We start from the raw sequence: 26,984 nt of genomic DNA on the forward strand, positions 1-26,984 counted from the left end.
ACCACGCGTCCCCCCCGGAAGCCTGAAAAATGATCTCAAACCTCTTCAAAGTCGTGATGATCGCCGGCGCTTTGCTGCTGAGCGCCTGCTCAGGTGTCAGCACCAGCACCTGTTTTTCAGAAGGATGCCAATCGTTCGATGGCCATGGCGCCAACAAGTTGAACCTTGGCGGGAGTGCGATTGGTAGCAGTTTTAGTGAGTACAGTTCGGGGTTGCTGCACGATGACTAAGGGGTGATGCAGCGGCGGAAGATGCTTCTACCGAATCACGTCATGCGCCGTGAGTGTTGATTTTGCGACTGCTTCGCAGCCGGACGCAGGCTTCGCCAGCTGCTACAGGGAAATTGCGCGCGGCTGCTATTTGGAATCAGGTGTCGCTATCCACTGGCCCAAAACTTTCTGATAGTTGCCGGTCACCTTGGCCAGGTGCAGCCACTGATCGACATACAACTTCCAGGTCATATCATCGCGGGGCAGCAAGTAGGCTTTCTCGCCGTACTGCATAAACTGGCTCGGGTTAACCGCGCACAAACCGGGTTTAAGTTTCTGCTGATACAGCGCTTCCGACGCATCGGTAATCATCACGTCAGCCTTTTTATCCAGCAACTCCTGAAAGATCGTCACGTTGTCGTGAAGGCTCAATTGCGCCTTGGGCAGGAACGCGTGAACAAACGCTTCGTTAGTGCCGCCGGCCGGCTCTACCAACCGCACCGAAGGCTGGTTGATCTGCTCGACGGTCTGGTACAGCGCCTGATCTTCGCAGCGCACTAACGGGATCTTGCCGTCGACGTCCAGTGTGGTGCTGAAGAAGGCCTTTTTCTGGCGTTCCAGGGTGACCGAGATGCCGCCAACGCCGATGTCGCACTTGCCGGCCAGCATGTCGGGCATCAGGGTTTTCCAGGTGGTCTGCACCCATTCAACTTTGACGCCGAGGCTGTCGGCAAGTGAACGGGCCATGGCGATGTCGATACCCGAGTATTCGCCGTCCTCGGCTTTGAAGGTATAAGGTTTGTAGTCGCCGGTTGTGCAAACGCGCAGTTGGCCTTGCTGGATGACGCTGTCGAGATGGGATGGCTCTGCCTGAGCGGCAAACGATAGGGCGAGCAGGCCACCGAGCATGATTGTGCTTTTCAGGTTTTTCATTGTTATCCGGCTTCCATAGTGGACTTGATCAGTTTTTGGTGTGGCGCTTAGAGCGCGGCGACACCCAACGGAAAATAAACACTAAACACTGTCCCACCCTCCAGGCTTGAACTCACCGAAACATCCCCGCCATGCGCCTTGGCGATTTCCTTGACGATAAACAACCCCAGCCCCACGCTCCGAACATCACTGTCCGTTTCCGTGCCGCGAGTCATCGGTTCAAACAGCACCACCATCAACGACTCAGGAATAACCGTCCCGTGGTTTTGCACCGACACAACCGCCTGATCATCTTCCAGTCGCGAAGTAATGGTAATCGGCTGCTGCAAATCGCCATAAGCCACGCTATTGGCAACCAGGTTGCCGATGATTTGCTGGACCCGGTCCGCATCCAGATGAGCACTGCCGGTGCTAATGGATTGGTGCATTAACGTTGCATCAGGAAAGGCAACACGCAGCTCATCAACGCTGTGGCTGACGAAGGAATGCAAGTCCAGCGATGTAGGAGAAATCCCGATGCCGCGTCCGACTCCGGCCAGGGCGAAGTCCAACAGGTCGGCGATCATGCGCTGTGCACGTTCCGCTGATTGGCTGATGTGGCCGAGCATCTTGGTTTCTTTGGCGGTGCGTTGTCCTCGGGCGAGGATGTCGGAGGCCATGTTGATCGCGGTCAGCGGGTTTTTCAGGTCGTGGCTGACGATGGCAACCATTTGTTCGGCGAAGGAGGCGCGGCGTTTGGCTTTTTCGTAGGCCAGGTTCAGTTGGGTCTGGGCCTCGAGAAGGGCGGCTTCGGCGGCCATCTTCTTGGATAACAGTTCTTCCGCGAGTTTTCGGGCGTTCAGCAGTTCTCGCTCGTACTTGTCGCGGTCGGTGGTGCCAAACAGCGCCAGTTCATAAAACGCGCCGCTGGCGTGCTCGCGCCTTACGCCGTTGAGCAGCATGGTGACGATGCGTTTGTCGTGATGAACCAGATCGAGTTTCACCTCGGCCACGGAACCTTGCATTTGCATCAGCGGTGCCCAGTGGGTTTGATGAAAAATGCGTCCGCCCATGGTCAGCAGGTCTTGAAAGCGCCGGCCGACCAACGCTTGGGCATCGAAGCCGATCCAGTTGCTGAACGTCTGATTGCTGCGCAGGATCGTGCCGTCCTCTTTCGTCACCACTAATCCGCAAGGCGCACCTTCAAATAGCGTCTGCGGGTCGGGCAGTGACGGATCATCGGTCGACATGCGCATCCACCCAGGGCGACAGGAAGCTGTCCATGGCTTCAGAGCAGGCACTCGGCGCGCTCATGTGCGGGCAATGGCCGACGTTGGCCACCAGGCAAAGCGTGCTGTTGGGAAGTGCGGCGTGCAGGTATTCACCCACGGCGACGGGGGCGATGAGGTCGTCGGTGGATTGCAGAATCAGGGTCGGGGTGGTCAGGCCCGCGACGTCTTTGCGGTTGTCCGACATGAACGTTACTCGCGCAAATTGCTTGGCGATGTCGGGTTCGGTGCGGCAGAAACTGTTGGTGAGTTCTTCGCCGAGCGCCGGTTGCCCGGGCGCGCCCATGATTACCGGGGCCATCGTGCTGGACCAGCCGAGGTAGTTGCTGTCGAGGGTGTCGAGGAGTGAGTGGATGTCTTCGAGTTTGAATCCGCCTACGTAATCGTCGGAATCGATGTAGCAGGGCGAAGGACCAATCATGACGTGGGCGGCGATTTTGCCGGGGAACTGACGATCCGCCAAGACACCAATCATCGCGCTGACGGAGTGACCCACTAGAATCACCGGGCCGGTGGCGCACTCATCGATGATTTCGCCCAGGTCCAGGGCATACCCGGCCAGTGAGTTGTATTTTTCTTTGTCGTAGGCGCTGAGATCCGATTGCCCTGCACCGACCAGGTCATACAAAACAACTTTGAAACGACCGGTAAAGTTGTCGACGAGATAGCGCCACATGGTTTGATCGCAGCCGAAGCCATGGGAGAGGACCAGCGTTGCCGGACCGTCGCCCATCACTTTTATGTTGTTGCGATGTTGGAGGTCCATGCGTGTCTTCCCGGGCGGGCCAAATGTGTTTTGGCATCCGTGGGAGTTTAGATAGTCGCAGGCATCAGGTCACGCGTTGCTACATGGAAAGAGTGCGCCCTGATGAGGCGCCCTCTGTTGTATACAGACAGATTCACACGATGTTCATTTGCGCACAGTTGTCTTGGACGCCGACGCCACGGTGCCGCTGCCACAATTGATATACGAAGAAGACTTCAACCAACGCTGATCCGGATAGTAAGAAAACAACAGCTGCCCACCCTTCATCGAATCAATTAGCCGACGAGCAACCGCCGGCCGTACCGCCGGGCAACCGAGGCTTCTGCCGATCCGCCCATTCGCACGGGCCAGGACCGGACTCACATAAGGCGCGCCATGAATCACGATGGCGCGGTCAAACGCGTTGTCATTGAAACCCGGCTCCAGGCCTTCCATGCGTAGGGAGTAACCGTTCTGCCCGACATAACTTGACTGTGTGCGGTACAAGCCGAGACTGGTAGCGAAGCTTTCGTTTTGGTTGGAGAAGTTGACTGCCATGTTCTCGCCGCTGTTTCGACCGTGAGCGACCAGTTCATGAAACAGTAACTTGCGCTTCTTTAAATCGAACACCCACAGGCGCTGTTCGGTCGAAGGCAGGGAATAGTCGATGACCGCAAGCCTTTGGGCAGGCGCTTTGCCTTGAGCGATGCTGCATTGTGAGGCGCGAACGGCGAGGTTGATGACGTTGGCGTTAGCTTTCGGAGCCGCTTTGATGAGGGCGGCCGCGAGAGAATCGGCGTAGGCTGACGGTACGGACATTGCAGTCAGTAGCAGGGCCGATAGTAGATAGCCAAAACGTAGTGGCGCCATATAGATGTCTCATCATGTTAAGTTCGAGTCTAGCAGTGCGTTGGCAGCCAGGCGTTGAATGCGGGAGATTAAGGATTATTCATGGTGCTTTTAACAAGGTTATTCGTCATAAGCCGCGTATTTTTTATGGGCTTTCTGATCAGCGGCACAGCGCTTGCGGAAACTTCGCCGATTGAGCCGATAAATGCACCAACCTCCATAATCGAGGCTGCAGCGGACGATAACGTCGGGCAAGCGATTCAGGCCTCGCTTGAGCCGCTGAAAACTGCGTTTCCACCGCTGCTCACTGCACCACGCAATCGGCGGGTAGATGTCAGTCGTCTGGTCATGGATTTTTATACGCATCGTGCCTATCGCGCGGCGTGGACGGATGACAGCGATGTCGAGCAATTGATCGCCAGCCTGCACGCGACTGAGGCCGATGGTCTGACCCCGGCGGATTTTCATATCGATGAATTGATCCGGTCCCGGACCTCGATGCAGACGACGTCAGTAACGCCCGAGCAGCGGGCGGCGTTTGATTTGGCGACCACCCATACATTTATCACCGCGCTGCTGCAGTTGCGCCGCGGCAAGGTCGACCCTTCGCGGCTCGACATTCACTGGAACTTTGATTCGAATGGCGTCGATCCACGGGACGACGTCAATGCCTTCTTCGCTGCGCTCGACAATCACGACGTAGCCAAAGCGTTTACCCAGGCGCCACCGCAAGAAGCGGTGTACGTCGGTTTGCGCCAGGCCCTGGCGCAGCTGCGCGGTATCCGGGATCGGGGCGGTTGGCCGAAAGTGGTTGTAGACCATTCGCTCAAACCTGGCATGGACGAACCGGCTGTCGCGCAGTTGCGCGCGCGGATGGTCGCAGCAGGTTTTCTCGATCCGCGATTGATCCACGGCACCCAGTACGACGGCGCCGTCACCGCAGCGGTGAAAAAGTATCAAAACGAGCAATACCTGGGTGCGGACGGTATGGCAGGCGCGACAACACTGGCGGCTCTGAATGTGCCTGTGGATGCGCGAATCGATCAAGTCCGGGTGAACATGGAGCGGGCGCGCTGGCTGCTTTACAAACTCCAGGGCACGTTCGTCATCGTCGATATCGCTGGCTACAAGGTGGCCATGTACCGCGATGGCTTGCCGATCTGGCGATCCCGGGTGCAGGTCGGTAAAACGGCTCGCAACACGCCGATCTTCCAGGCGCAGATTACCTACATCACGTTTAACCCGACCTGGACCGTGCCGCCGACGATCCTTAAGGAAGATATGCTGCCCAAGGTTCAGAGCAATCCCGGCTACCTCGCGGCCAACCGGATTCGAGTGCTGGATCGGGAAGGCAATGTGCTTGATCCGTCGACCGTCGACTGGACCAACCCGCGCGGCCTCACGTTGCGCCAGGATGCCGGGCCCGACAGCTCGCTCGGCCAAGTGGTCATCCGGTTTCCCAACGATTATGCGATTTACCTCCATGACACGCCGCATCGTGAGTTGTTTGCCAAAACCGTCCGCGCGACCAGTTCGGGCTGCATTCGGGTAGAGAATCCGCTGAAACTGGTGGAGTTGTTGTTCAACGACCCGGTCCGCTGGAACAGCGAGGGCATTCAAAAACAGTTGGCCAACGGCAAGACCGAGAACATCCGGCTTCCGGTGAAAGTGCCGGTGTTGCTGGCGTACTGGACCGTCGATTTGGGCAGTGACGGGCGAGTGGCGTTCAAGCCTGATGTGTATGGCTACGATGCGCCCGTGTTGCGGGCGTTGAATCGGCCGTCGCCGGTGCCAGTGCTGGATTTGCATTCGGCAATGGGATCGGTGGTAGCGGCGGGGCCGGCGCGGCAGTAGGGGAGTTGGCTTGGTTTAATAAGTCTGTCCCCTTTCCGGTTGTCCCCTTTCCGGTTCCCTGGTTCAGGCTCTCTAAAGCTCCAGCCCCTCTTGCACTACCGCCAGCAGGTTGTGCTCGGTCAACGCAACCGCATCCAGTTGCGGTCCGGCCTTTTCAATCACCTGCAGCCACCATTGCGTCTGGCCATGCTCGTCCACCGTGCGCAGCAGCGCGAGTTCTTTGCCTTTCGAGTGAATCTCGACACGCCCAGCGCCATCTTCAGTGAAGCGCGCGACAGGGTCGAAGGTGAGGCCGTGCTCATTGCCTTCGATCAGCAATTGGTCGATCGCGTAATCGAAAGTCGCACCCTCTGAATCGCACTCGAAGACATGCGTGGGATTGCGCCGCAGGATCAGGCCGACCTCGGTCACTGGCAGCAGCCACGCCTCGATCCGCTCATACAACTCGTAGACTTGGCCGGGCCAGCTGTCGATCATCTGATCCGCGCTGGTAGGCCGGGTTTGTTTCAGCTTCGCCGCGAGCTCATCTGCCTTACTCATTTCGATTCCCTGTCGTGATGTAAAAGTAATCGTAGCTCCTTCAATGCCATCCAGGTTTTGCCCAGCGTCATGTCAGCCACACAAGCGTGACAAATCATTTCTACTCACACTCAATTGCCCAAGACCGCCAACTCCCCCCGCAAAAACTCCACCAGATCCCGCTGCAACCCGGTCAACGCCCCCTCCCGGCTGATCAACGCCAACTCCGTGGGCGGCAACTCCGGCAGATCGGTGCACACGCTGTGCTCAGGCAAAACCGCCGACGCCGGCAGTACGGAAACCCCCAACCCTGAAGCCACCGCTGCCTGAATCCCGGTCAAACTGTGGCTGCCAAACGCAACCCGCCAAGGACGCTGCGCCACGTCCAGCAAGCGGATCGCCCGTTGTCGATAAATGCATCCTTGCGGAAACAACGCCAATGGCAACACGCCGTTGGCCGAGTCCACCCCCGCACCTTTGACCCACACCAGCACTTCCGGCCACGCCGCCCAGCACGGGCCGCTGTCCGGTTCGCGTTTGACCAGGGCGATGTCGATTTCACCTGATGCGAGTTTCTGCTTCAGATCAGTGCTCATACCGCTGACGGTTTCCAGCCGGGCTTCCGGTCGGGCGCGATTGAAGCCTGCAAGGATCAGGGCCATGCGCCGCGCATCAAAGTCTTCCGGCACGCCGATGCGCAGGATCTCCAGATCGAGGTCGCTGGCCAGCGCTTCAACCGCTTCAGAGGACAGGGCCAACAGCCGCCGGGCATAGTGAATCAGCAATTCACCATGCTCGGTGACGTTGATGTTCTGGCCAGTCCGGTCACGCAGCAGCAGGGGATGACCGACCAACTCCTCCAGTTTGCGAACCTGCTGGCTCACGGTGGATTGGGTTCGATGCACGCGTTCGGCGGCGCGGGTGAAGCTGCCTTCATCGACCACGCAGACGAAGGTCTTGAGCAATTCAAGATCGAGCATGGCGGTCTCCTTGATATTTGATTTACCACTGACGAGTCGATATTAATTTAATTTCACACTATCACCAAGGGCTCGTAATCTGAAGCTCACCCTTCAGAGGATATAAACATGACGCTCAACAACACCTCGCGCCCCGAATGGTTGACCTTCGATTGCTACGGAACGTTGATCCAGTGGGATGAAGGCCTGAAAGCCGTGGTCGCCGAAATATTGAACGACAAGGGCGATCACACCGTTGAAGCCGATCGCCTGATCGAGGTCTACGACCGGCATGAACACCGGCTGGAGCAGATTCCGCCGCATCGCTCGTTTCGCCAGCTGAGCACGCTCGGGTTGCAGCTCGCGCTGGAGGAGTTGGGATTGGCGAGCCTGCCCGAAGACAGTCAACGCCTTGCCGGGGCGATTCCGCGGATGCCGCCGTTCCCTGAAGTGATCGAGACACTCGCGAAACTCAAGGCGATGGGCTTCAAGCTGTGCATCGTCTCCAACACCGACGACGACATCATCGCCGGCAACGTCGCGCAACTCGGCGGGCATATTGACCGGGTCATCACCGCGCAACAGGCGGGGGCTTACAAGCCAAATCCGCGGTTGTTTGACTACGCTCATGAGCAGCTCGGTGTCAGCCGTGATCAAGTGGTCCACATCTGCGCCAGCCCGACGCTGGATCACACCGCCGCCCGGGACATGCACTTTCGCTGCGTGTGGATCGACCGCGGCACGGGTCGGCAACTGCTGCCGGACTACCAGCCCGATGCGATATTGAGCACGCTGGATCAGGTCGTGCCTTTGTTCAAATCCCTGGGCTGGTAAAAACACGGAGACCTCGCCATGGCACACACCCTTGCAGGCAGTTCGCGTTCCGCGCGTTATGCCGACCTCAACCTGGATTCGCAAGCCGCCATCACTGCCCGCACGGAGTTGGCCGCGTGTTTTCAACTGGCCGCGCTGCATGGGCTGGAGGAGGGCATCTGCAACCATTTTTCGGCGATGGTGCCGGGCCGGGATGATCTGTTTTTTGTGAATCCCTACGGGTACGCATTCACCGAGGTGACGGCGCAGAATCTGCTGGTGTGCGACTTCCACGGCAATGTCGTGGACGGTGACGGACAGCCAGAGGCGACGGCGTTTTACATCCACGCCCGACTGCATAAACAGCTGCCGCGGGTAAAAGTGGCGTTCCACACCCACATGCCTCACGCCACGGCGTTGTGCTTGCTGCAGGGACCGCCGCTGTTGTGGTTGGGGCAGACGGCGCTGAAATTTTACGGCCGCACGGCGGTGGACGAGGACTACAACGGCCTGGCCCTCGATGAGTCTGAAGGCGACCGGATTGCCAGTGTCATGGGCAACGCCGACATCCTGTTCCTCAAGAACCACGGCGTCATCGTCGCCGGCCCGACCATCGCCGAAGCCTGGGATGATTTGTATTACCTGGAACGCGCCGCGCAAGTGCAGCTGATGGCAATGGCGACCCAGCGCGAACTCAAGCCGGTACCCCATGAAATTGCCCAAAGGGCCTACGAGCAAATGCGCCTGGGCGATGCCGAAAGCGCGCGGGCGCATTTGCACAGTGCGATGCGGCGGCTATCCAAAGGACAATTGCCCCCCATCCCCGCGTAGACTAAGCTCACAAAATATAAGGGCTTTGGGCCTTTGCCCATGCCTTGCCCTTACAGGACGAGCTTTTGCCTATCCTCACTCAAGACCCGCACGAAACCCCTGGCGGCGCTTTGAAACGGTTATCTCTGCTCAGGGCAGCGGTGCTGTTTATCGCGACGGTATGCCTCTGTCTCTGTGGTCTGCTTTACCTGCAGCTGGAGCAATCGCGCCGTCACGCGCTGGACGTGGCGCAAGTCTCGTCGGCGAACCTGACTCGCGCCATGGCGCAGCAGGCCGAAGACACCTTCATGAAAGCCGACCTGGTGTTGACCAGTCTGGTGGACTGGATTCAGGCCGATGGCTACGGCGCGGCACAGAAACCACGCTTGCAGAAAACCTTCGCCCGGCGGGTGCAGGCGCTGGGTCAACTGCACGGAATATTTCTGTTCGACAAGCAAGGGCAGTGGGTCGTGACCTCGTTCGAGGATTTGAACCGTGGTCCGGGCGTGTCGGATCGGGAGTACTTCAAGTTCCACCAGCAGAACGCGTCCACCCTCGCGCACATCGGGCCGGCGATTCGCAGTCGGGAGAATGGCGAGTGGATCATTCCGGTATCCAAACGGGTGAACGACAAGAACGGCAATTTCCAGGGCGTGGTGTTGGCCGGAATCAAAATGGCCTACTTCGATCAGTTCTTCAAAAGCTTCAGCATCGATGACAACGGCTCGATGTTTTTGGCGTTGACCGATGGAACGTTGCTGGCGCGACGACCGTTTGTGGAATCGCAGATCGGCTCGTCCCTGGTCAAGGGCGAAATCTTTCAGAAGTACTTGCCCAGCGCGCCCGCCGGCAACGCGATGATCAGCTCGGTAGTCGATGGTGTTGTGCGTTTGTATGGCTACCGTCAGCTCGACGCCTATCCGCTGGTGGTGTCGGCGGCATCGTCCAGGGATTCGATTCTCAAGGAATGGTACGGCACCGCGTTTCGATCCAGCGTCATCGTTGCCTTGGTGGTGTTGGGTGTGGGCCTGTTCGGATGGGTGTTCATTCGCCAGGTGCGCGTCGGTGTGCGGGTCGAGGCCGATTTGCGCAAGGCGAAAGAAGCACTGAAGCTGATTGCGACTCACGACAGCCTGACAGGCCTGGCCAATCGCCGGCTGTTCGAGCAGGCGCTGGACATCGAGTTTGGCCGAGGCGCCCGGCAGTCGAGTTCGTTGAGCCTGATCATGCTCGATATCGATTACTTCAAACGCTACAACGATGCTTACGGTCACGTGGCGGGAGACCATTGCCTGGCTGAAGTGGCGCGTGCGGTCAAGGGTTGCTGCCATCGCAAAGCCGACCTGGCGGTGCGTTATGGCGGTGAGGAATTTGCGGTGTTGCTGCCCGACACCGACCTTCACGGTGCAATGGTGATTGCCGAGCAGATCCGCCGCAGCGTCATGGACAAGAACGTCACCCACAGCGGTTCACCCACGGGTTACGTGACGGTCAGTCTTGGCTGTTACGCGTTTGTGCCGACCGGGAGCGACAGCATCGAAGTGTTCATCGAACGAGCGGATGCGGCGTTGTATCAGGCTAAGCATTCGGGTCGAAACCGTGCGGCCGTGTTGTCGATGGAGGGCGGCGTGGAGGCGCTGATGCGCTCCGATCGTTGAGTTATATCGTGCAGTTGTTTCAGGGCTGCAACAGTCGAACGTCCGTCTGTCTCCCTGGCAGTTCCGTCTGTTCTGATCGTCTAGAGTTCCGGTAGCTCTGTCGAACCCGGCAGATCTCCCCACAGCACGGACGATCGCCAAAATGTTGATACCTCAAGCATTGACAGCCGTTGCTCTATCTCTTGCAGTTTCCGTTGTTTTGCCGCTGACCAGCCAGGCTCAATCGAAAGTCACGTCGCAAGAAGCCAACGCCTTTGTGACTGTGCCGCAGTACCCGTCCGAAGATTTCAAAGCCGTCGTGGAGTCGAATGTCGACACGTTGTATTCCATCGCGTGGCTCGATTTGACCAAGGAGCCGCTAGTGATTACCGCGCCGGAAACCGCCGGGCGTTTATACGTGTTGCCAATGCTCGACATGTGGAGCGATGTGTTCGACTTGCCGGGTGGATATGCGACGGGCACACAGGCCAATGAGTTTCTGGTGACGCCACCGGGATGGACCGGAACGGTGCCGGCAGGGCTGAATCATTTGCCAGCGCCCACGCCCTTCGTCTGGGTTATCGGTCGTACCGACGTCAGCGGGGCGGAGGGCTATGCGAAGGTGAACAGGATTCAGGCGGGCTACACCGTAACGTCGTTGTCGCAGATCGGCAAAAGAGCCGAGCCGGTCGACCCGGAGATTGCAATCCGCGTGGTCACGGCGGGTCGATGAGCGCCGACACTGTGACGGTCCGTGGCAACTACGTTAAGGACACTGAGTAGAAAGCAGCCGAAGATTTTCCGTCATTGGTTGTTTCTGCGTGTCCAACTGCCGGTCCCGCCCCCTGCACCGCCGGTCCCACCGCCGGCAGCGCCAGTGCCGCCGCCCGCACCAGAACCGCTGGCACCGGCATTTCCACCATTGCCCTCTCTGGATGAGCCATATCCGCCTTTGCCTCGATCGGGGGTATATCGGTGCGAGGGTTGGTCGGGATAGTTATTGGGCGCCATGTTTGAGCCTCCGCCATACCAGGACCTGGTCTCGGTCGCGTCAGTGTTATCGCCGGAGGCTGCGAAAGTGGTGCCTATTGCGGCGGCCAGCAAGCCTGGCAACAACAGCGTGGTGATTTTGATGTTCATCAGCGCACGTCTCCAAAGATGAGTCGTTACCTGCTGATGGTGTGACGGGGAGGGCGGCGGGTGTTGGCGGGATGACGAATGGTCGATGCGGTCCCGCAGCCTTTATTTGAAGTCGGACAATAAAAACTGAGTGTTTTGTTTTAGAAAGTATTCGACTTCATCAAGGGACTGGAAGTATTCGCTGATGGTTGTCTCTTGGGATGCGCCTGAGAATTTTATGATGTTGAGTCGGTAACGATCGACTTCACTTGTGACGGTCGCAACGTATTTCGCGGGCGTGCCGCCTTCATCGGACAGCAGCGTCATCGACAGGCTGTCCGTAGTCAGGAGGCCTGTTTGGTTTTCTTTTAACTTTTTGCGCCTTTTGGCGTAATCGCGGGCAGTGATGGCGCCTGTAACCGCCATGGCAATGGCGACCAGTTGCAGCGCAAGCGTCGTCTTGTACCCGCGCGTTACATACACTTCGCCCAGCCAATGGCCCAATTGCGTAATGATCTCGTCCATGTTGATCTCCGGGTTAGTGCGCCGATCACGCAAGTGTGCAACATCCATCATTGTGGGAGCGAGCCTGCTCGCGATAGCGTCCGTCCAGCCGACTCATGGGTGGGCAGGACTACCGCAATCGCGAGCAGGCTCGCTCCCACATTGGTTTGTGGTGTTAACGAGTGCTGTATTCAGTCAGTTTTTTCTGAAGATTCTCCCGCACCAACGGCCACTCGTCATCAATGATGCTGAACCGCACGGAGTTGCGCTTGCGCCCATCCGGCATGATCCGTTCGTGGCGCACGATGCCTTCTTGCTGTGCACCGAGCCGCAGGATCGCATCGCGTGACTTTTGGTTGTTTTCATCGGTGGTGAATTGCACCCGAACGCAGTCCAGCACGTCGAAGGCGTAACGCAACATCAGGTATTTGGCCTCGGTGTTGACGAACGTTTTCTGCCAGCGCGCAGAGATCCAGCTGCTGCCGATTTCGAGCTTGCGATTAAGGCGGTCGATTTTCCAGAAGCGTGTCGAACCAATGACCTCCCCGGTGTCGTTGAGCACGATCACGAAGGGCAGGACCGTTCCTGCATCTCGGCCGTCGAGGGCTTTTTTCAGGTAACTGTCGACAGTGGTCGGGGAGGGCACGACAGTGACCGTCAGGTTCCACAATTCCCCATCCCGAGCGGCGTTGACCAGTGCATCGGCATCGCCGGTTTGCAGGGCTCGCAGGGTGATTCGTTGACCTTCCAGGGTGTCCATGATCGAGGCGTTCTCGGCATAAAAAGGTTCGCGGGCAATGCGCGCCATTACAGGGTAGCGGCCGTCGATTGGCAATAGTCGTGGCGCGATGACGGACCATGGCTGCTATGGTCAATGGACGCTTGCCTGTCATGCACCCGATCAGGCAATCGATTGACAGGAACCCATGCATGGAATTGACCGCTACGACCACTGCTGCCCCCAGGCGTCATACGCCGATCACACGGAACCTGGTCTGGTCCGTCGGGCTGGTATTTGTACTGGGGGTGCTGATCGCCCTGGTTGCCTTGTTCAATATTGCTGGCCGGCTCGACGCCCAGGATCTGGCCAAGACCACGTTCTACACCCAGCGCGCGCTGGAAAACCGCATTACAGCCTCGAAAAATTACGTCGCCAGTTATGCCACCTGGACCACCGCCTACGACCGTCTCAACGGTGAAGTCGATGTGCAGTGGGCTTATGTCGAGCAGAACATGGGTAAAACCTTGTACACCATGGACCACTACGACAGTGTCCTGGTGGTAGATCACCAGCGAACCAAATACGCCACGGTGCGTGGCCTTCAGGTGCAGGATGACGCGGCGGCCCGTCTTACGATATCGATGACGGAACTGATCAAGGAGGTTCAGGGTCAGGAAAGCCTGCTCGTCCCCGTCAGCCGCTTCACGCTGTTCGAGGGCCAGCCCGCGCTGTTGACGGCTGCCGCGATCGTGCCCAATGACGAAAGGCCTGCGGTTGATCCCCTAAGCACCTCGGTGCTGGTGTTCGTCGATCAATTGAGCCCGGAAAAGCTCAGCGCCTTGAGTGCCGATTATGGTTTGCATGACTTGAGCCTCGCGCCTGACAACACCCTCGCGCCCGGTCAGCCTGCGGTTGCACTCACCGGCACTGGTTATAGCCTGGTCTCGCGGCTCGAACAGCCAGGCCATCAGCTGCTCTGGTCACTGCTGCCGCCACTGGGTGGCGCGCTGTTGATTCTGGCGGTGTTGACGGCTTGGTTCTTTCGTTATGTGTTGCGCGCGTCGGGGCACGTGGATGCCAGTTACATCAACCTGGATTTATCGAACCAGGCGCTGGAGGCCAGTGAAGAGCGGTTTCGTGCGGTGGCCGAGGCCGCTTCCGACTGGATCTGGGAAATTGATGACAAGCATCGCATCACGTATCTGTCAGGACGCTTCGGCGCCGTCACCGGTTTTTCCGATCAGCAATGGCTGGGGCAGGACATCGAGCAGTTGTTGTATTGCGATACCACGCCGTTGTCACTGTGGCTGAACAAGCTCAACGAGGACCACAACGTCAGCCACCTGCGTTGTTCCTATCGCGATCAATCCGGGCAACAACGTGTCTGCCGGGTGTCGGCGCGACCGATCCACAGCAAAGGCGCGGTGCTGGGATACCGCGGAACGGCCAGTGATATCACCGATGAAGTCGCCGCCCATGCGCAGATCCAGCATCTGTCGTTGCACGATGCACTGACCGGCCTGCCCAATCGCAACAAACTGGCGCGTTACCTCGAAGACGCTTTGGTGCTGAAGGAGCATTCGGCGCCGCTGACGTTGTTGATGATCGATCTGGACAACTTCAAGCCGATCAATGATTCCCTCGGCCACCCGGCCGGCGATGCGGTACTGCTGGAGGTGGCCACCCGTTTGCGTGAGTGCACGCGGGACATCGATCTGGTTGCACGACTGGGCGGCGACGAGTTTGTGCTGGTGCTCAATGGCATGGACATCCACACGGAAATCGACCGGATTTGCGAACGTATCCTCGAAAGCCTGCACCAGCCGATCCACTACGACCATCACACGCTGCACATCGGTGCGAGCATCGGCATCGCCTTGAGCCGGCGTCAGGGGCACATGCCGGAGGAGCTGATCCGGTGTGCCGACATCGCGCTGTATCAGGCCAAATCCGATGGCAAGAAGACCTGGTGCTATTTTGCGCCGCACATGAATGATCAGATCCAGCATCGCCGCAAACTCGAAAACGACCTGCGCCAGGCGATCAAGAACAACGAGTTCGTGATGCACTATCAGCCGCGTTATCACGTCGATGGCAAGCAGATCGTCTCGGTCGAAGCGTTGCTGCGCTGGCAGCATCCGGTGCAGGGGTTGCTGAGCCCCGATGCGTTTATTCCGTTGGCCGAGCAGACCGACCTGATCGTGCCATTGGGGCGCTGGGTTTTACGTGAAGCTTGCGAGACGGCCCTGACCTGGCCGGGTGAGCTGATGGTGTCGGTCAACTTGTCTCCCGTGCAGTTCGTGCGCAGTGACGTGGTGGAGGATGTCAGGGAAGCGTTGATCCAGAGCCGCTTGCCCGCCAGTCGACTGGAACTGGAGATCACCGAGAACGTGATGCTCAACGACGTCGACGGCGCTCTCGCGACCATGAACGCGCTGAAGGAGCTGGGTGTGCGGCTGAACATGGACGACTTCGGCACCGGTTATTCATCACTTGGTTACCTGCGCACGTATCCGTTCGACGGGATCAAGATCGACAAGCGTTTCATCTCGTCCATGAGCGGCGCCGGTAACGATCGCGCGGTGGTGCAGGCGATCATCAATCTGGGCAAGGCCATGGGTCTGACCGTGACCGCAGAAGGCGTCGAGACGCTGGAACAACTGGATTTCCTGATCTCTGACGAGTGCCATGAGGTGCAAGGTTTCTACCTCAGTCGGCCCATGGAAAATCAGGCGCTGTTGCCATTGCTCAAGGCATCGCATGACGAGCATCCGGTGTAAGGAGTGGACCTTTAGTCGCCTGTTTCGTCTGTCGCGGCAACTGCAATGACGTCTCTCCGGTCACAACTGGATAACGTCCATCCGTTGCGAGCCTCGGCCCATGAAAAACCTGAAAATCGCCACCTTCAACGTCAACGGCATGCGTGCCCGACTGCCTAATTTGCTGGCCTGGCTTGAGCGAGAAAAACCGGACATTGCCTGTTTGCAGGAGCTCAAGTCGGTCGACAGCGCATTCCCCGCCGCCGAGCTTGAGGCCGCGGGCTACGGCGCAGTCTGGCAAGGTCAGTCGTCGTGGAACGGGGTGGCGATTCTGGCGCGTGATGCGCAACCGTTAGAGAGCCGGCGCGGTCTGCCGGGTGATGACGCCGACACGCATAGCCGCTACCTGGAAGCCGCCGTGCACGGGGTTCTGGTGGGCTGCCTGTATTTGCCCAACGGTAATCCGCAACCCGGGCCGAAGTTCGACTACAAACTGGCGTGGTTCGAGCGGCTGATTGCTTATGCCAAGGACCTCCAAGGCAGCGAACACCCGGTGGTGCTGGCCGGCGACTACAACGTGGTGCCCACCGACCTGGACATCTACAACCCGCGATCGTGGCTCAAGGACGCCTTGCTGCAACCGGAAAGTCGCGAGTGTTACCAGCGCTTGCTGGACCAGGGCTGGACCGATTCCCTGCGTCATCTGTACCCGGAGGATCGGCTCTATACCTTCTGGGACTATTTTCGACAGCACTGGCAGAAAAATTCGGGATTGCGCATCGATCATCTGTTGCTCAATCCGGCGTCGAGTCCATATCTGCATGAGGCCGGGGTCGATGCCTGGGTTCGCAATGAACCGCACGCCAGCGATCACGCGCCGACGTGGATTCGCCTGAGTTCGCGCAAACGGCGTTGATGTTCAGAGGGTGGGTGATTGGCTAAATCAATTGTCAGTCGAACCGCTTTATCCCTTATACATGGCGCCCATCGGCGGAGAGATCCGCGGCCCCATGCATAAGGACCGAGCAATGAGCGAGCCACGCCTGACCAACCGTGCGTTATACCTGCAACGCCTGGGTTTCGACGCGCCCCCGGCGCCGACCCTGGACACTTTGCGCCAACTTCAGCTGCGCCATACCGGGGCCTTCCCGTTCGAAAACCTCACCACGCTGTCCGGCGAGCCGGTATTCATCGACCTGCCATCCATCGAACAGAAAATTCTGCACGAGGGGCGCGGCGGTTACTGCTACGAACTCAACTGCGCGTTTTTGGCGTTGCTTCAGGAGCTGGGTTTCGACGCACGGGGCATCACCGGCCGAGTTGTCATGGGCCATCCCGAAGGCGCATGGACCGCCCGCACGCACCGCTTGAGCCTGGTCACTCTGGACGGCATGCGCTACATCACCGACGTCGGCTTCGGTGGCATGGTGCCCACCGCACCGCTCATGCTCGACACCGCTGCTGCGCAGCTCACGCCCCACGAACCCTATCGCATAGAGCGCCATGAAGACGGCTACACCCTGCGCGCCAATGTAAGTGGCGAGTGGCGGCCGATGTACATCTTCGACCTGCAACGCCAGGAAGACATCGATTACGCCGTCGGCAACTGGTACGTCTCGACCTATCCCGAATCGTCGTTTGCCAAGCAACTGATGGTCGCGCGTACCGGGGATGGCTGGAGGCGCACGTTGAACAACGGCAGTTTTGCGATTCATCGGGTGGGTGCCGAGAGCGAACGGCAGCAAGTGACCGATGTGGAGGAATTGATTGGATTGCTGGAGGGTGAGTTCGGGATTCGGGTGCCGGAGCATGCGGGGTTGAAGCGAGTGCTTGGGCGGTTGATCAAGCCAGACTGAGGCCTGCGATGCCTGCGATGCCTGCGTCGATGTATTGATGTTGATGCCTGGCGCAGGCTGGGTTCGTCTTCAATTTGCTGTTTTTGCGTTTCGGCGCCAGGCCCCGTGTGTAAGCAGCCCGACCAGTGCCCCATCGACCACCCAGAAATACCAGAGCAGTCGCAGCTTCGGGTGAAGGCAGGCGACCCCGGCAATCGCCAATCCCGCCAAAAGGCCGGTGATCCAGTTCGCATAGCCCTTTGCGCTGACCCAGGCGTACAGCGGCGTAAAGCCCAGCACCAATGGCACCGCTCCGAAGCAGACTCCGCCGACGATAAAACACGCAAAAACACCAAGCCAGAGCCAGAGCGCAACCGCCAGTTCTGGCGTGCCCCAAACAACATACAACGCAATGACGAATGCTTGCACAGCCACGACATTGCGAAATGCGTGGTACGCCAGGATGAAGGTTTGCCAAAGGTGTTCGAGTGTTGATTCGCTGATCAAGAGTGGGGCATCCATGTCCGACGCCGGCAGGGGGTGGCCGGTTCGGCGCAGTCTATCAGGTGGCTCTGAAGGGAGAATCGGAAGTTGCCCAGGTCAAATTTCAGGTTCCATCATGCGGTGGATTTCGCTGGCGACCTCGAGCAGCTTGTCCTCCAGGGTTTTCAGCTCGGAGGCTGTAATCCCTTTTTTGATTTTCCCGACACTCACCACGCTGCCTTTTTGGCTGAGAAGTGTTTGGCGCAGGGTGTTATTGATCACCGTCTGATAACCGTATCCCTCGCTTTCGGCCAGTGATCGAGCCGCCTCAATCACGGCATCATCTAACATGATGGTAATTCGGGTTTTACCTTTGCTGGAGGCAATCGCTCCACGTTTGGGGGTGCAGAAATCGTATTGGTCTTTCATTGGTGCAGCCTCAAAACAGGGTGTCGAAAGGCGTAGTTATGCATATTTAATATGCATATCGAAGAAAGATGTATTTCAAGATTTTTTGAAGGGGGAAACCGCACAGCCAAAGGGCAGCATGGACATATGTCCATTATCTGACTGGATAGTTGTATACAACTCTATAGACATTTGTCCTGAGTCTTGCATACAGTGTGCGCATAACAAAAAACCAGGGAACCCCCCAACCATGAAAACGCCCCATGTTTCACACCAACGGCCTGAGGACGAAAACCTCGGGGTCGGCGCGAATATGGCTTACGGCCTGCAACACGTTCTGACCATGTACGGCGGCATCGTCGCGGTGCCTTTGATCATTGGCCAGGCGGCCGGGCTCTCGCCGGCGGACATCGGTTTGTTGATTGCTGCTTCATTGTTTGCGGGGGGCTTGGCGACATTACTGCAAACCCTCGGTTTACCGTTTTTCGGGTGTCAGTTGCCGCTGGTACAGGGCGTGTCGTTCTCGGGCGTTGCGACGATGGTGGCGATTGTCAGCAGCGGCGGGGAGGGCGGCTTTCAGTCGATTCTCGGGGCGGTGATCGCCGCATCGTTGATCGGTTTGCTGATCACGCCGGTGTTCTCGCGAATTACCAAGTTCTTCCCGCCGCTGGTGACGGGCATCGTGATCACCACCATCGGCCTGACGCTGATGCCAGTGGCCGCACGCTGGGCCATGGGCGGCAACAGCCATGCCCCGGACTTCGGCAGCATGGCGAACATCGGCCTGGCGGCGGTGACGCTGGTGCTGGTCCTGCTGCTGAGCAAGATAGGCAGCGCGACCATCTCCCGTTTGTCGATCCTGCTGGCGATGGTCATCGGCACGATCATCGCGGTGTTCCTCGGCATGGCGGACTTCTCGTCGGTCACACAAGGCCCGATGTTTGGCTTCCCGACACCGTTCCACTTCGGCATGCCGACGTTCCACTTTGCCGCGATCCTGTCGATGTGCATCGTGGTCATGGTGACCCTGGTGGAAACCTCGGCGGACATCCTCGCTGTCGGTGAAATCATCGACACCAAGGTTGACTCCAAACGCCTGGGCAACGGCCTGCGCGCCGACATGCTGTCGAGCATGATCGCGCCAATCTTCGGCTCCTTCACCCAAAGCGCCTTCGCCCAGAACGTCGGGCTGGTGGCCGTGACCGGCATCAAGAGTCGCTTCGTGGTCGCCACCGGCGGCCTGTTCCTGGTGATACTCGGACTGCTGCCGTTCATGGGTCGGGTCATTGCCGCAGTGCCGACCTCTGTATTAGGCGGCGCCGGCATCGTGCTGTTCGGCACCGTGGCGGCCAGCGGCATTCGCACGCTGTCCAAGGTTGATTACCGCAACAACGTCAACCTGATCATCGTCGCCACCTCCATCGGGTTCGGCATGATCCCGATCGCCGCACCGAACTTCTACGACCACTTCCCCAGCTGGTTCGCGACCATCTTCCACTCGGGTATCAGCTCCTCCGCAATCATGGCCATCGTGCTCAACCTGACCTTCAACCACCTCACCGCCGGTAACTCGGATCAGCAATCGGTGTTTGCGGCCGGTACTGAACGGGTTCTGCGTTACCAGGACCTGGCGGCGTTGCGCGAAGGGGATTACTTCAGCGAAGGCAAGCTGCGTGACTGCGACGGGAATGAGATCCCGGTGGAGGAAGCGGCTCATGATTCGAGCGAGCATCGAGCGGCTCATGCCAAAAGCAGTGAGCATGTCTGATAGGTACATGGGTTAAAAAAGGCCGATCTGTAGATTAGACAGATCGGCCTTTTGATTTTCTGACAGTGTCTAGTCCTGAAATAGGTTTACACCTGTTTCACCCCAACGCCCGATGCACCGCATCGGGCGTTTTGTATTTCAAGGACAGGGTTAAGCCCGTTAAGAGGGGTGACACAGGTGACAGCTCTACCGTGTCTTTGAGGCGACCCGAGCATCTGAGTCGTCTCGCTGCCAACCGCCGCCCAATGCTTTGAACGTGGCCACTGCAGCGCGAGCCGATTCAGTTTGTGCCTGGGCTCTGCCATCAGATGCCGCTAACAGGTGTTCATCGGCATCCAGTACTTCGATCAGGCTGACCACGCCTTTTTCATAGGCGACAAACGACGTCGCTCGGGCTTTCGCATACGCCGACTCGCCCTGGGCGAGTTGTGTCGATTGTTGCTCGCGGTTGATCAGCGCCGAAAAAGCACTTTCGACATCTTCGCAGGCCCGCAGAACGGACTGGCGGTAAGCGGCTAAGGCTTCGGCTTCTTGGCCTTTCGCCAAATCAATTTGAGCGTTGATGCGGCCAAAATCGAACAGCCTCCAACGTAATCCCAGTACCGCCGAAGCCTGACTGGCGCCGTTGCTGAACAGGTTTGCGCTGGATACCGAGGTAGCACTGCCGAGCAGCGCCCCCACAGACAGTTTGGGGTAGTACTCGGACATGGCTTCGCCGATGCGTGCGTTGGATGCCGCAAGCCGGCGCTCAGCGACGATCAAGTCTGGACGCCGCCGCAGCAGGTCGGCCGGAGCGCCCATGTCCGAGAGGGCTGGCACATCAGGGATGGGCGCCGGCTTAGTCAACTGCTCGCTATAAGTGCCGGGCGCCTTGCCCAACATGACATCCAGCGCATTCATTGCCGCGTCAATGCCTGCTTGCAGTACAGGCACGCTTGCCTGCGCTTGATTCAGCGCGCCTTGGGTCTGATTCAACTGCAGTTCAGCCGCCAGGCCTTTTGCGTAGAGATGCTCGATGGTAGTGAGCAGTTGTTGTCGTGTGTCTACTTGCTGCCGGGCAATTTCCATGCGTGCTTGCAGGCCACGGATGCTGATGTAAAGGTCGGCTGTTTGCGCGACCACTGCCAGGCGTGTGGCAATCGCCCCGGCTTGTGAAGCCTGATAATCGGCGAAGGCCGCCTCTTGGCTGCGGCGCAGCCCGCCAAACACATCCAACTCCCAGCTGGCATTCAAATTCGCCTCGTAGGCACTGCCGTAGCGATTATAGGAAGGGTCTGAATTCAGCACTTGGCCCAACGGAGTCTCCAATGACTGACGGGCTCGGGCCGCTTGGCCGTTGACGGTAGCCGACGGCAGGAGGGCTGCGTTAGCTGCGCCAAAACCGGCGCGAGCTTGCTCGATCCTTGCGCTTGCCTGGACTAAATCGAGGTTCTGTTCAAGTGCTCGATTTATTAGCTGATTGAGTATCGGGTCATTAAATGCGTTCCACCAAGCGGCGAGATCGGCATTTGTGGCGCCTACTTGTCGTGCCTTGGACGCTTGCGCCGAGAAATGCTCGGGCAATTCCACACTGGGTTCTGAGTAGTCAGGGCCCACTGCGCAACCTGCAACCATACCCAAACACAGTAAGACGGCGAAACGAGGAGGAGGGTGCATGTGATACCTGCGAAAGGGGTGGGTTGTGACGATATTACGATTTGGTCACGAGTTGTCAACCACCTTTGGGATGAGTAAGCTGCTCGCATGAATCAGCCATCAGTTTCTTCGCCCAGCGCCCGAGGCCCAGTCGATCACGACATTCGAGACCAGATTGTCGCGGCGGCCAACGAGCATTTCAGTCAGTATGGTTATGGCAAAACAACGGTTTCTGACCTGGCCAAGGCCATCGGCTTTTCCAAGGCTTACATCTACAAGTTCTTTGAATCCAAGCAGGCGATTGGTAACGCAATTTGTACAAATTGCCTGACTGAAATCGTTGCGGCAGTGGAGCAGGCCATCAACGTAGACGGCATCTCGTCGACTGAACGTTTTCGGCGCCTGGTCAAAACCTTGATCGCTACAGGTGTGAGCCTGTTCTTTAACGACCGTAAACTCTATGACATCGCAGCGTTCTCCGCGTCGGAGCGCTGGCCCAGCTCGCAAGTCTATGACGCTCAGATCAAGAACTTCGTGTTGCAAATCGTGCGCGAGGGGCGAGAGCTCGGCGAGTTTGAGCGCAAAACACCGCTGGACGAGACGGTAGAGGCGATTCATCTCGCTCTGCGGCCCTTCATCAATCCTCTGCTATTGCAGTACAACCTCGATGTTGTTGAAGAAGCCCCTTCTCTCATCTCCAATCTTGTTCTACGCAGCCTGATGCCTTAAACCTCTGCTGACGGATGCGCTGCGCATCCGTATCAGCGTGTGCGCCTGAAAAAACCAGATATCAAGCCTCTCTGCTTTGCTCTGATCAAGTGAGCGATGTTCGTTTGTCCTGGTGGTGACTATTGACAGAATAAGTCACTTGATTGAGCATGGCGCATTCGCTACCGAGAGGTCTTTATGATCCAGCGCCACCGCATGTCACTCATTTTCATTGTCTTGTTGCCGTTTGCCCTGGCGGCCTGCAACGAGGGCACGCCTGCCGATCCTCGCCTTCAAGTGCCCTTGGTGCGCATCGGCGTGGTTCAACCCTCCGCGCCTGCGGCACGGGTATTCACCGGTATCGTCGCGGCTCGAGTTCAGAGCGATCTCGGTTTTCGGGTGCCAGGGAAAGTCTTGGAGCGCTTGGTGGACTCTGGGCAGAGTGTCAAGCGTGGGCAGCCACTCATGCGCATCGATGCCAACGACCTGACGCTGACCGCAAGGGCGCAGCAGGAAGCGGTGCTGGCCGCGATGGCCCGAGCCCGGCAGGCCTCCGATGATGAGCTTCGCTACCGTGATCTGGTGTCCGTCGGAGCGGTATCTGCTTCAGCTTACGCAGGGTTCAAAGCGGCTGCCGACTCGGCGAAGGCCCAACTCAACGCTGCCCAAGCCCAGGCTGATGTGGCGAAAAACGCGACCGGTTACTCGACGTTATTGGCGGATGCTGATGGGGTTGTGGTGGACACCTTGGCGGAGCCGGGGCAGGTGATTGGCGCAGGTCAGGTGGTGGTGCGTGTTGCCCACTCAGGGCAGCGCGAGGCGGTAATCCAGTTGCCCGAGACGTTACGCCCTGCTTTGGGATCTTCGGGGACGGTTGAGCTATACGGCCAGCACCAGACTGCAGGTAAAGCGCGTTTACGCCAGTTGTCCGACTCTGCCGACCGACAGACCCGAACGTTTGAAGCGCGTTATGTGCTGGAGGGGGCGCTCTCCAACGCCACTTTGGGTTCGACGATCTCAGTGGTTATCGCTGACACGGATGTTGCTGATGCCAAGGAATTACAGGTGCCCATGGGGGCCCTCTACGACGCGGGTAAAGGCCCGGGTGTCTGGGTGGTTGAGGGAGAACCGGAGCATGTGGTATGGCGCCCGATCAAGGTTCTCAGCCTGAATAACGAGGCCAGCGTGCGCGTGACGGGTGATCTCCGGGTGGGTGATCGTGTCGTCGCATTGGGTGCGCACTTATTGAATGAGGGAGAGAAGGTCAGGACTGAACTTGCCGGTGCGACGCAAAAAACGGTGGTTGAGGTGAGTCGATGAGCGGCTTCAATCTGTCGGCGCTGGCAGTACGCGAGCGCTCAATCACCCTGTTTTTGATCCTGCTGATTTCTGTGGGTGGGTTGTACGCCTTCTTCAAACTGGGGCGTGCGGAAGACCCCGCATTCACCATTAAACAAATGACGGTGGTCACCGCCTGGCCTGGGGCGACGGCCCAGGAGATCCAGGACCAGGTGGTAGAAAAGCTGGAAAAGCGCATGCAGGAACTGCGTTGGTACGACCGGACCGAGACCTTTACCCGGCCCGGCTTGGCATTCACCACGGTTTATCTGCTCGATAGCACGCCGCCCTCAGCCGTCCAGGAGGAGTTTTACCAGGCGCGCAAGAAAATCCTGGATGAACAGAAGGGGTTGCCGTCTGGGGTGATCGGCCCGATGGTCAATGATGAGTATTCCGATGTCACCTTCGCGCTCTATGCGCTCAAGGCCAAGGGCGAGCCGCAACGTCTGTTGGTGCGTGAAGCCGAGAGTTTGCGCCAGCGTCTGCTGCATGTGGCGGGTGTGAAGAAGGTCAACATCATCGGTGAACAGGCCGAGCGCATTTTTGTCGAGCTGTCCTACGAGCGTCTGGCGACACTGGGCATTTCCGCACGAGACATCTTCAGTGCGTTGAACACGCAGAACATGATAACGCCGGCCGGCTCAGTTGAAGCGAAGGGCCCACAGGTTTTCATCCGCCTGGATGGCGCGTTTGATGACCTGCAGAAGATTCGTAATACCCCACTGACGGTGCAGGGCAGAACCCTCAAGTTGTCCGATGTGGCTGAGGTCAAACGCGGTTATGAGGACCCTGCGACGTTCCTGGTACGCAATAATGGCGAGCCCGCATTGTTGCTTGGCGTGGTCATGCGCGATGGCTGGAACGGTCTGGATCTGGGGAAGTCGCTGGAGGCCGAGGCGACAGCGATCAACGAGCAGATGCCTTTGGGCATGAGCCTGGCCAAGGTCACGGATCAGGCGGTGAATATTGGTGCCTCCGTCAACGAGTTCATGGTGAAGTTTTTTGCTGCCCTGGGCGTGGTGCTGCTGGTGTGTTTTCTCAGCATGGGCTGGCGTGTCGGCGTTGTGGTTGCCGCGGCGGTGCCGCTGACCCTGGCGGCCGTGTTCATTGTCATGGCGGCCACGGGCAAAGACTTCGATCGAATTACCCTGGGGTCGTTGATTCTTGCGCTGGGACTGCTGGTGGACGATGCAATCATTGCCATTGAAATGATGGTGGTGAAGATGGAGGAGGGCTACGACCGAATCAAGGCCTCCGCTTATGCCTGGAGCCACACGGCGGCGCCGATGTTGTCGGGGACGTTGGTGACGGCAATCGGCTTTATGCCCAACGGTTTTGCCAAGTCGACCGCCGGTGAGTACACCGCGAACATGTTCTGGATCGTTGGCATTGCGCTGATCACTTCCTGGGTGGTGGCCGTGGTGTTTACCCCTTACCTGGGCGTCAAACTGCTGCCGCAGATCAAGGTGCCTGAAGGCGGGCATACGGCGATTTACGGTACACCGAACTACCAGCGTTTCAGGCGCCTGCTGGGCGGTGTGATCCGCCGCAAAGGCTTGGTGGCTGCATCTGTCGTGGGCATGTTTGTTGTTGCGATTCTGGGCATGGGCGTGGTCAAGAAGCAGTTCTTTCCAACGTCCGACCGGCCGGAGGTGCTGGTTGAGGTGCAGATGCCCTACGGCACCTCTATAGAACAGACTGATATGGCCGCGGCCAAGGTCGAGGCGTGGTTGGCTCTGCAGCCGGAAGCCAAGATCGTCACCGCTTACATTGGCCAGGGCGCGCCGCGCTTCTATTTGGCGATGGCCCCTGAGCTACCCGATCCATCCTTCGCAAAAATCGTCGTCCTGACGGCGAATCAGCAAGAGCGTGAGGCGCTCAAGATCCGGCTCAGGCAAGCCGCGGCCGATGGCTTGGCGCCTGAAGCCCGGGTGCGGGTGACGCAGTTGGTATTTGGTCCTTATTCACCGTATCCGGTGGCCTTTCGGGTGATGGGCGCCGACCCCGCGGTGTTGCGGGATATCGCCGCGCAGGTGCGAGAGGTCATGACCGCCAGCCCCATGATGAGGACCGTCAACACCGACTTGGGCGAGCGTGCGCCGGCACTTCATCTCACGCTGGATCAGGATCGCCTGCAAGCATTCGGCTTGACCTCGACCGATGTCGCGCAACAGCTGCAATTCCTGCTCACGGGGGTGCCTGTCACCGAGGTGCGTGAGGACATTCGTTCGGTTCAGGTGGTCGCTCGCTCGGCGGGAGAGACGCGTCTGGATCCGTCGAAAATTGCCGCCTTCACGCTGACCGGCGCCCAAGGGCAGCGCGTGTCGCTGTCCCAGGTAGGGGCGGTGGATGTGCGCATGGAGGAGCCCATTCTGCGACGTCGTGATCGTACGCCGACGATAACAGTGCGCGGTGACGTGGCTGAAGGTCTTCAGCCTCCCGATGTCTCCAACGCCTTGATAACGCAGTTGCAGCCCCTCATCGAAAAACTGCCGACGGGCTACCGGATTGAGTTTGCCGGCTCGATCGAGGAGTCGGGTAAAGCGAACAAGGCATTGCTACCGTTGTTCCCGATCATGATCGCGCTGATGTTGCTGACCATCATCATTCAGGTGCGCTCGATGTCGGCAATGATGATGGTGTTCGCCACCGCGCCTTTGGGCCTGATTGGTGTGGTGCCAATTCTGCTGCTGTTCCAGCAACCGTTCGGGATCAACGCCTTGGTGGGACTGATTGCCTTGTCAGGAATTCTGATGCGCAACACGCTGATTCTCATCGGACAAATTCACTCCAATGAGCAAGCCGGCCTGTCGCCTTACAACGCCGTGGTCGAAGCCACTGTGCAGCGTGCGAGGCCTGTGATTCTCACGGCGTTGGCGGCGATGTTGGCGTTCATTCCGCTGACCCATTCGGTGTTCTGGGGAACGCTGGCCTACACCCTGATTGGCGGTACGTTTGCCGGCACCGTGCTGACCCTGGTGTTCCTGCCAGCGATGTACGCCCTCTGGTTCAAGATCAAGCCCGAGCCCGTGCATGAGCTTGCAGTGAACACTCATGTTGCTTGATACCTGCACCGGATTTACCGCCATTCAAGTCCACGCTGGTCCCAT

Annotated in this window: 24 protein-coding genes; 13 read left to right on the forward strand and 11 right to left on the reverse strand. The window is 58.5% G+C overall.

Going from position 1 to position 26,984, the window contains the following annotated elements; genetic code table 11:
- Positions 1 to 29 precede the first annotated feature (29 nt).
- Positions 30 to 230, forward strand: a complete 201-nt coding sequence (locus ACA070_RS09810) for a hypothetical protein (protein ID WP_497450952.1) — start codon at positions 30 to 32, stop codon at positions 228 to 230.
- Between the two features lie 126 nt (positions 231 to 356).
- On the opposite strand, the gene ACA070_RS09815 is transcribed toward ACA070_RS09810, so the two are convergent.
- The 4 genes from ACA070_RS09815 to ACA070_RS09830 all read right to left on the reverse strand — a co-directional run bounded on the left by ACA070_RS09815 (position 357) and on the right by ACA070_RS09830 (position 4,025).
- Positions 357 to 1,142: a transporter substrate-binding domain-containing protein gene (locus tag ACA070_RS09815; protein WP_497450953.1), complete on the reverse strand. Its 786-nt coding sequence runs from the start codon at positions 1,140 to 1,142 to the stop codon at positions 357 to 359.
- Positions 1,143 to 1,189: 47 nt separating this feature from the next.
- Complete coding sequence (locus ACA070_RS09820) at positions 1,190 to 2,371, reverse strand: PAS domain-containing sensor histidine kinase (protein WP_497450954.1); 1,182 nt, start codon at positions 2,369 to 2,371, stop codon at positions 1,190 to 1,192.
- Positions 2,358 to 3,176: an alpha/beta fold hydrolase gene (locus ACA070_RS09825; RefSeq protein WP_497450955.1), complete on the reverse strand. Its 819-nt coding sequence runs from the start codon at positions 3,174 to 3,176 to the stop codon at positions 2,358 to 2,360. Before ACA070_RS09825 ends, ACA070_RS09820 begins: the two co-directional genes overlap by 14 nt.
- A 144-nt stretch (positions 3,177 to 3,320) precedes the next feature.
- Positions 3,321 to 4,025 (reverse strand): murein L,D-transpeptidase catalytic domain family protein, encoded by a 705-nt coding sequence (locus ACA070_RS09830; protein WP_461980701.1) that lies wholly within the window; start codon positions 4,023 to 4,025, stop codon positions 3,321 to 3,323.
- An 81-nt stretch (positions 4,026 to 4,106) separates the two neighbouring features.
- On the opposite strand from ACA070_RS09830, the gene ACA070_RS09835 reads away from it, so the two are divergent.
- A complete protein-coding gene (locus ACA070_RS09835; RefSeq protein ID WP_497450956.1) occupies positions 4,107 to 5,858 on the forward strand; it encodes a L,D-transpeptidase family protein in 1,752 nt (583 codons plus the stop codon).
- Between the two features lie 72 nt (positions 5,859 to 5,930).
- Here ACA070_RS09835 and ACA070_RS09840 read toward each other — a convergent pair whose 3' ends face one another.
- Together ACA070_RS09840 and ACA070_RS09845 are read right to left on the reverse strand one after the other, a co-directional pair.
- Entirely contained in the window at positions 5,931 to 6,398 is a 468-nt protein-coding gene (locus ACA070_RS09840; RefSeq protein WP_497450957.1) for a hypothetical protein, read from the reverse strand.
- Between the two features lie 110 nt (positions 6,399 to 6,508).
- A complete protein-coding gene (locus ACA070_RS09845; RefSeq protein WP_497450958.1) occupies positions 6,509 to 7,357 on the reverse strand; it encodes a LysR substrate-binding domain-containing protein in 849 nt (282 codons plus the stop codon).
- A gap of 108 nt (positions 7,358 to 7,465) precedes the next feature.
- On the opposite strand from ACA070_RS09845, the gene ACA070_RS09850 reads away from it, so the two are divergent.
- The 4 genes from ACA070_RS09850 (at position 7,466) to ACA070_RS09865 (ending at position 11,329) form a co-directional block, all read left to right on the forward strand.
- Entirely contained in the window at positions 7,466 to 8,170 is a 705-nt protein-coding gene (locus ACA070_RS09850; protein WP_497450959.1) for a haloacid dehalogenase type II, read from the forward strand.
- 18 nt (positions 8,171 to 8,188) lie between these two features.
- Entirely contained in the window at positions 8,189 to 8,980 is a 792-nt protein-coding gene (locus tag ACA070_RS09855) for an aldolase (protein ID WP_497450960.1), read from the forward strand.
- 65 nt (positions 8,981 to 9,045) lie between these two features.
- The gene (locus ACA070_RS09860) at positions 9,046 to 10,617 is read left to right on the forward strand and encodes a sensor domain-containing diguanylate cyclase (RefSeq protein ID WP_497450961.1); all 1,572 of its coding nucleotides are present in this window, start codon (positions 9,046 to 9,048) and stop codon (positions 10,615 to 10,617) included.
- A gap of 142 nt (positions 10,618 to 10,759) precedes the next feature.
- Positions 10,760 to 11,329, forward strand: coding sequence for a DUF1254 domain-containing protein (locus ACA070_RS09865; protein WP_497450962.1), 570 nt, complete (start codon positions 10,760 to 10,762; stop codon positions 11,327 to 11,329).
- Between the two features lie 509 nt (positions 11,330 to 11,838).
- On the opposite strand, the gene ACA070_RS09870 is transcribed toward ACA070_RS09865, so the two are convergent.
- Together ACA070_RS09870 and ACA070_RS09875 are read right to left on the reverse strand one after the other, a co-directional pair.
- The gene (locus tag ACA070_RS09870; protein WP_497450963.1) at positions 11,839 to 12,240 is read right to left on the reverse strand and encodes a hypothetical protein; all 402 of its coding nucleotides are present in this window, start codon (positions 12,238 to 12,240) and stop codon (positions 11,839 to 11,841) included.
- A gap of 154 nt (positions 12,241 to 12,394) precedes the next feature.
- Complete coding sequence (locus ACA070_RS09875; RefSeq protein ID WP_497451933.1) at positions 12,395 to 12,979, reverse strand: GNAT family N-acetyltransferase; 585 nt, start codon at positions 12,977 to 12,979, stop codon at positions 12,395 to 12,397.
- Positions 12,980 to 13,149: 170 nt separating this feature from the next.
- On the opposite strand from ACA070_RS09875, the gene ACA070_RS09880 reads away from it, so the two are divergent.
- The 3 genes from ACA070_RS09880 (at position 13,150) to ACA070_RS09890 (ending at position 17,555) form a co-directional block, all read left to right on the forward strand.
- Positions 13,150 to 15,720 (forward strand): bifunctional diguanylate cyclase/phosphodiesterase, encoded by a 2,571-nt coding sequence (locus tag ACA070_RS09880; RefSeq protein ID WP_497450964.1) that lies wholly within the window; start codon positions 13,150 to 13,152, stop codon positions 15,718 to 15,720.
- A gap of 100 nt (positions 15,721 to 15,820) precedes the next feature.
- Positions 15,821 to 16,615: an exodeoxyribonuclease III gene (locus ACA070_RS09885; protein ID WP_497450965.1), complete on the forward strand. Its 795-nt coding sequence runs from the start codon at positions 15,821 to 15,823 to the stop codon at positions 16,613 to 16,615.
- Between the two features lie 112 nt (positions 16,616 to 16,727).
- The gene (locus ACA070_RS09890; RefSeq protein ID WP_497450966.1) at positions 16,728 to 17,555 is read left to right on the forward strand and encodes an arylamine N-acetyltransferase family protein; all 828 of its coding nucleotides are present in this window, start codon (positions 16,728 to 16,730) and stop codon (positions 17,553 to 17,555) included.
- 69 nt (positions 17,556 to 17,624) lie between these two features.
- On the opposite strand, the gene ACA070_RS09895 is transcribed toward ACA070_RS09890, so the two are convergent.
- A complete protein-coding gene (locus ACA070_RS09895) occupies positions 17,625 to 18,056 on the reverse strand; it encodes a hypothetical protein (RefSeq protein WP_497450967.1) in 432 nt (143 codons plus the stop codon).
- 78 nt (positions 18,057 to 18,134) lie between these two features.
- Positions 18,135 to 18,446 (reverse strand): BrnA antitoxin family protein, encoded by a 312-nt coding sequence (locus tag ACA070_RS09900; protein WP_497450968.1) that lies wholly within the window; start codon positions 18,444 to 18,446, stop codon positions 18,135 to 18,137.
- Positions 18,447 to 18,675: 229 nt separating this feature from the next.
- Here ACA070_RS09900 and ACA070_RS09905 point away from each other — a divergent pair, with 229 nt between their 5' ends.
- Complete coding sequence (locus ACA070_RS09905; RefSeq protein WP_497450969.1) at positions 18,676 to 20,193, forward strand: nucleobase:cation symporter-2 family protein; 1,518 nt, start codon at positions 18,676 to 18,678, stop codon at positions 20,191 to 20,193.
- Positions 20,194 to 20,379: 186 nt separating this feature from the next.
- Here ACA070_RS09905 and ACA070_RS09910 read toward each other — a convergent pair whose 3' ends face one another.
- Positions 20,380 to 21,849 (reverse strand): efflux transporter outer membrane subunit, encoded by a 1,470-nt coding sequence (locus tag ACA070_RS09910; RefSeq protein ID WP_497450970.1) that lies wholly within the window; start codon positions 21,847 to 21,849, stop codon positions 20,380 to 20,382.
- Between the two features lie 87 nt (positions 21,850 to 21,936).
- Between ACA070_RS09910 and ACA070_RS09915 the strand changes: the two genes are divergently transcribed.
- The 3 genes from ACA070_RS09915 to ACA070_RS09925 all read left to right on the forward strand — a co-directional run bounded on the left by ACA070_RS09915 (position 21,937) and on the right by ACA070_RS09925 (position 26,939).
- Positions 21,937 to 22,557: a TetR/AcrR family transcriptional regulator gene (locus tag ACA070_RS09915; RefSeq protein ID WP_497450971.1), complete on the forward strand. Its 621-nt coding sequence runs from the start codon at positions 21,937 to 21,939 to the stop codon at positions 22,555 to 22,557.
- Between the two features lie 177 nt (positions 22,558 to 22,734).
- On the forward strand, positions 22,735 to 23,856 hold the full coding sequence (locus ACA070_RS09920; RefSeq protein ID WP_497450972.1) for an efflux RND transporter periplasmic adaptor subunit: 1,122 nt from the start codon (positions 22,735 to 22,737) through the stop codon (positions 23,854 to 23,856).
- On the forward strand, positions 23,853 to 26,939 hold the full coding sequence (locus ACA070_RS09925) for an efflux RND transporter permease subunit (protein ID WP_497450973.1): 3,087 nt from the start codon (positions 23,853 to 23,855) through the stop codon (positions 26,937 to 26,939). The genes ACA070_RS09920 and ACA070_RS09925 overlap by 4 nt, the downstream gene beginning before the upstream one ends.
- Positions 26,940 to 26,984 lie beyond the last annotated feature (45 nt).

The organism is Pseudomonas sp. LBUM1678 (assembly GCF_059695575.1).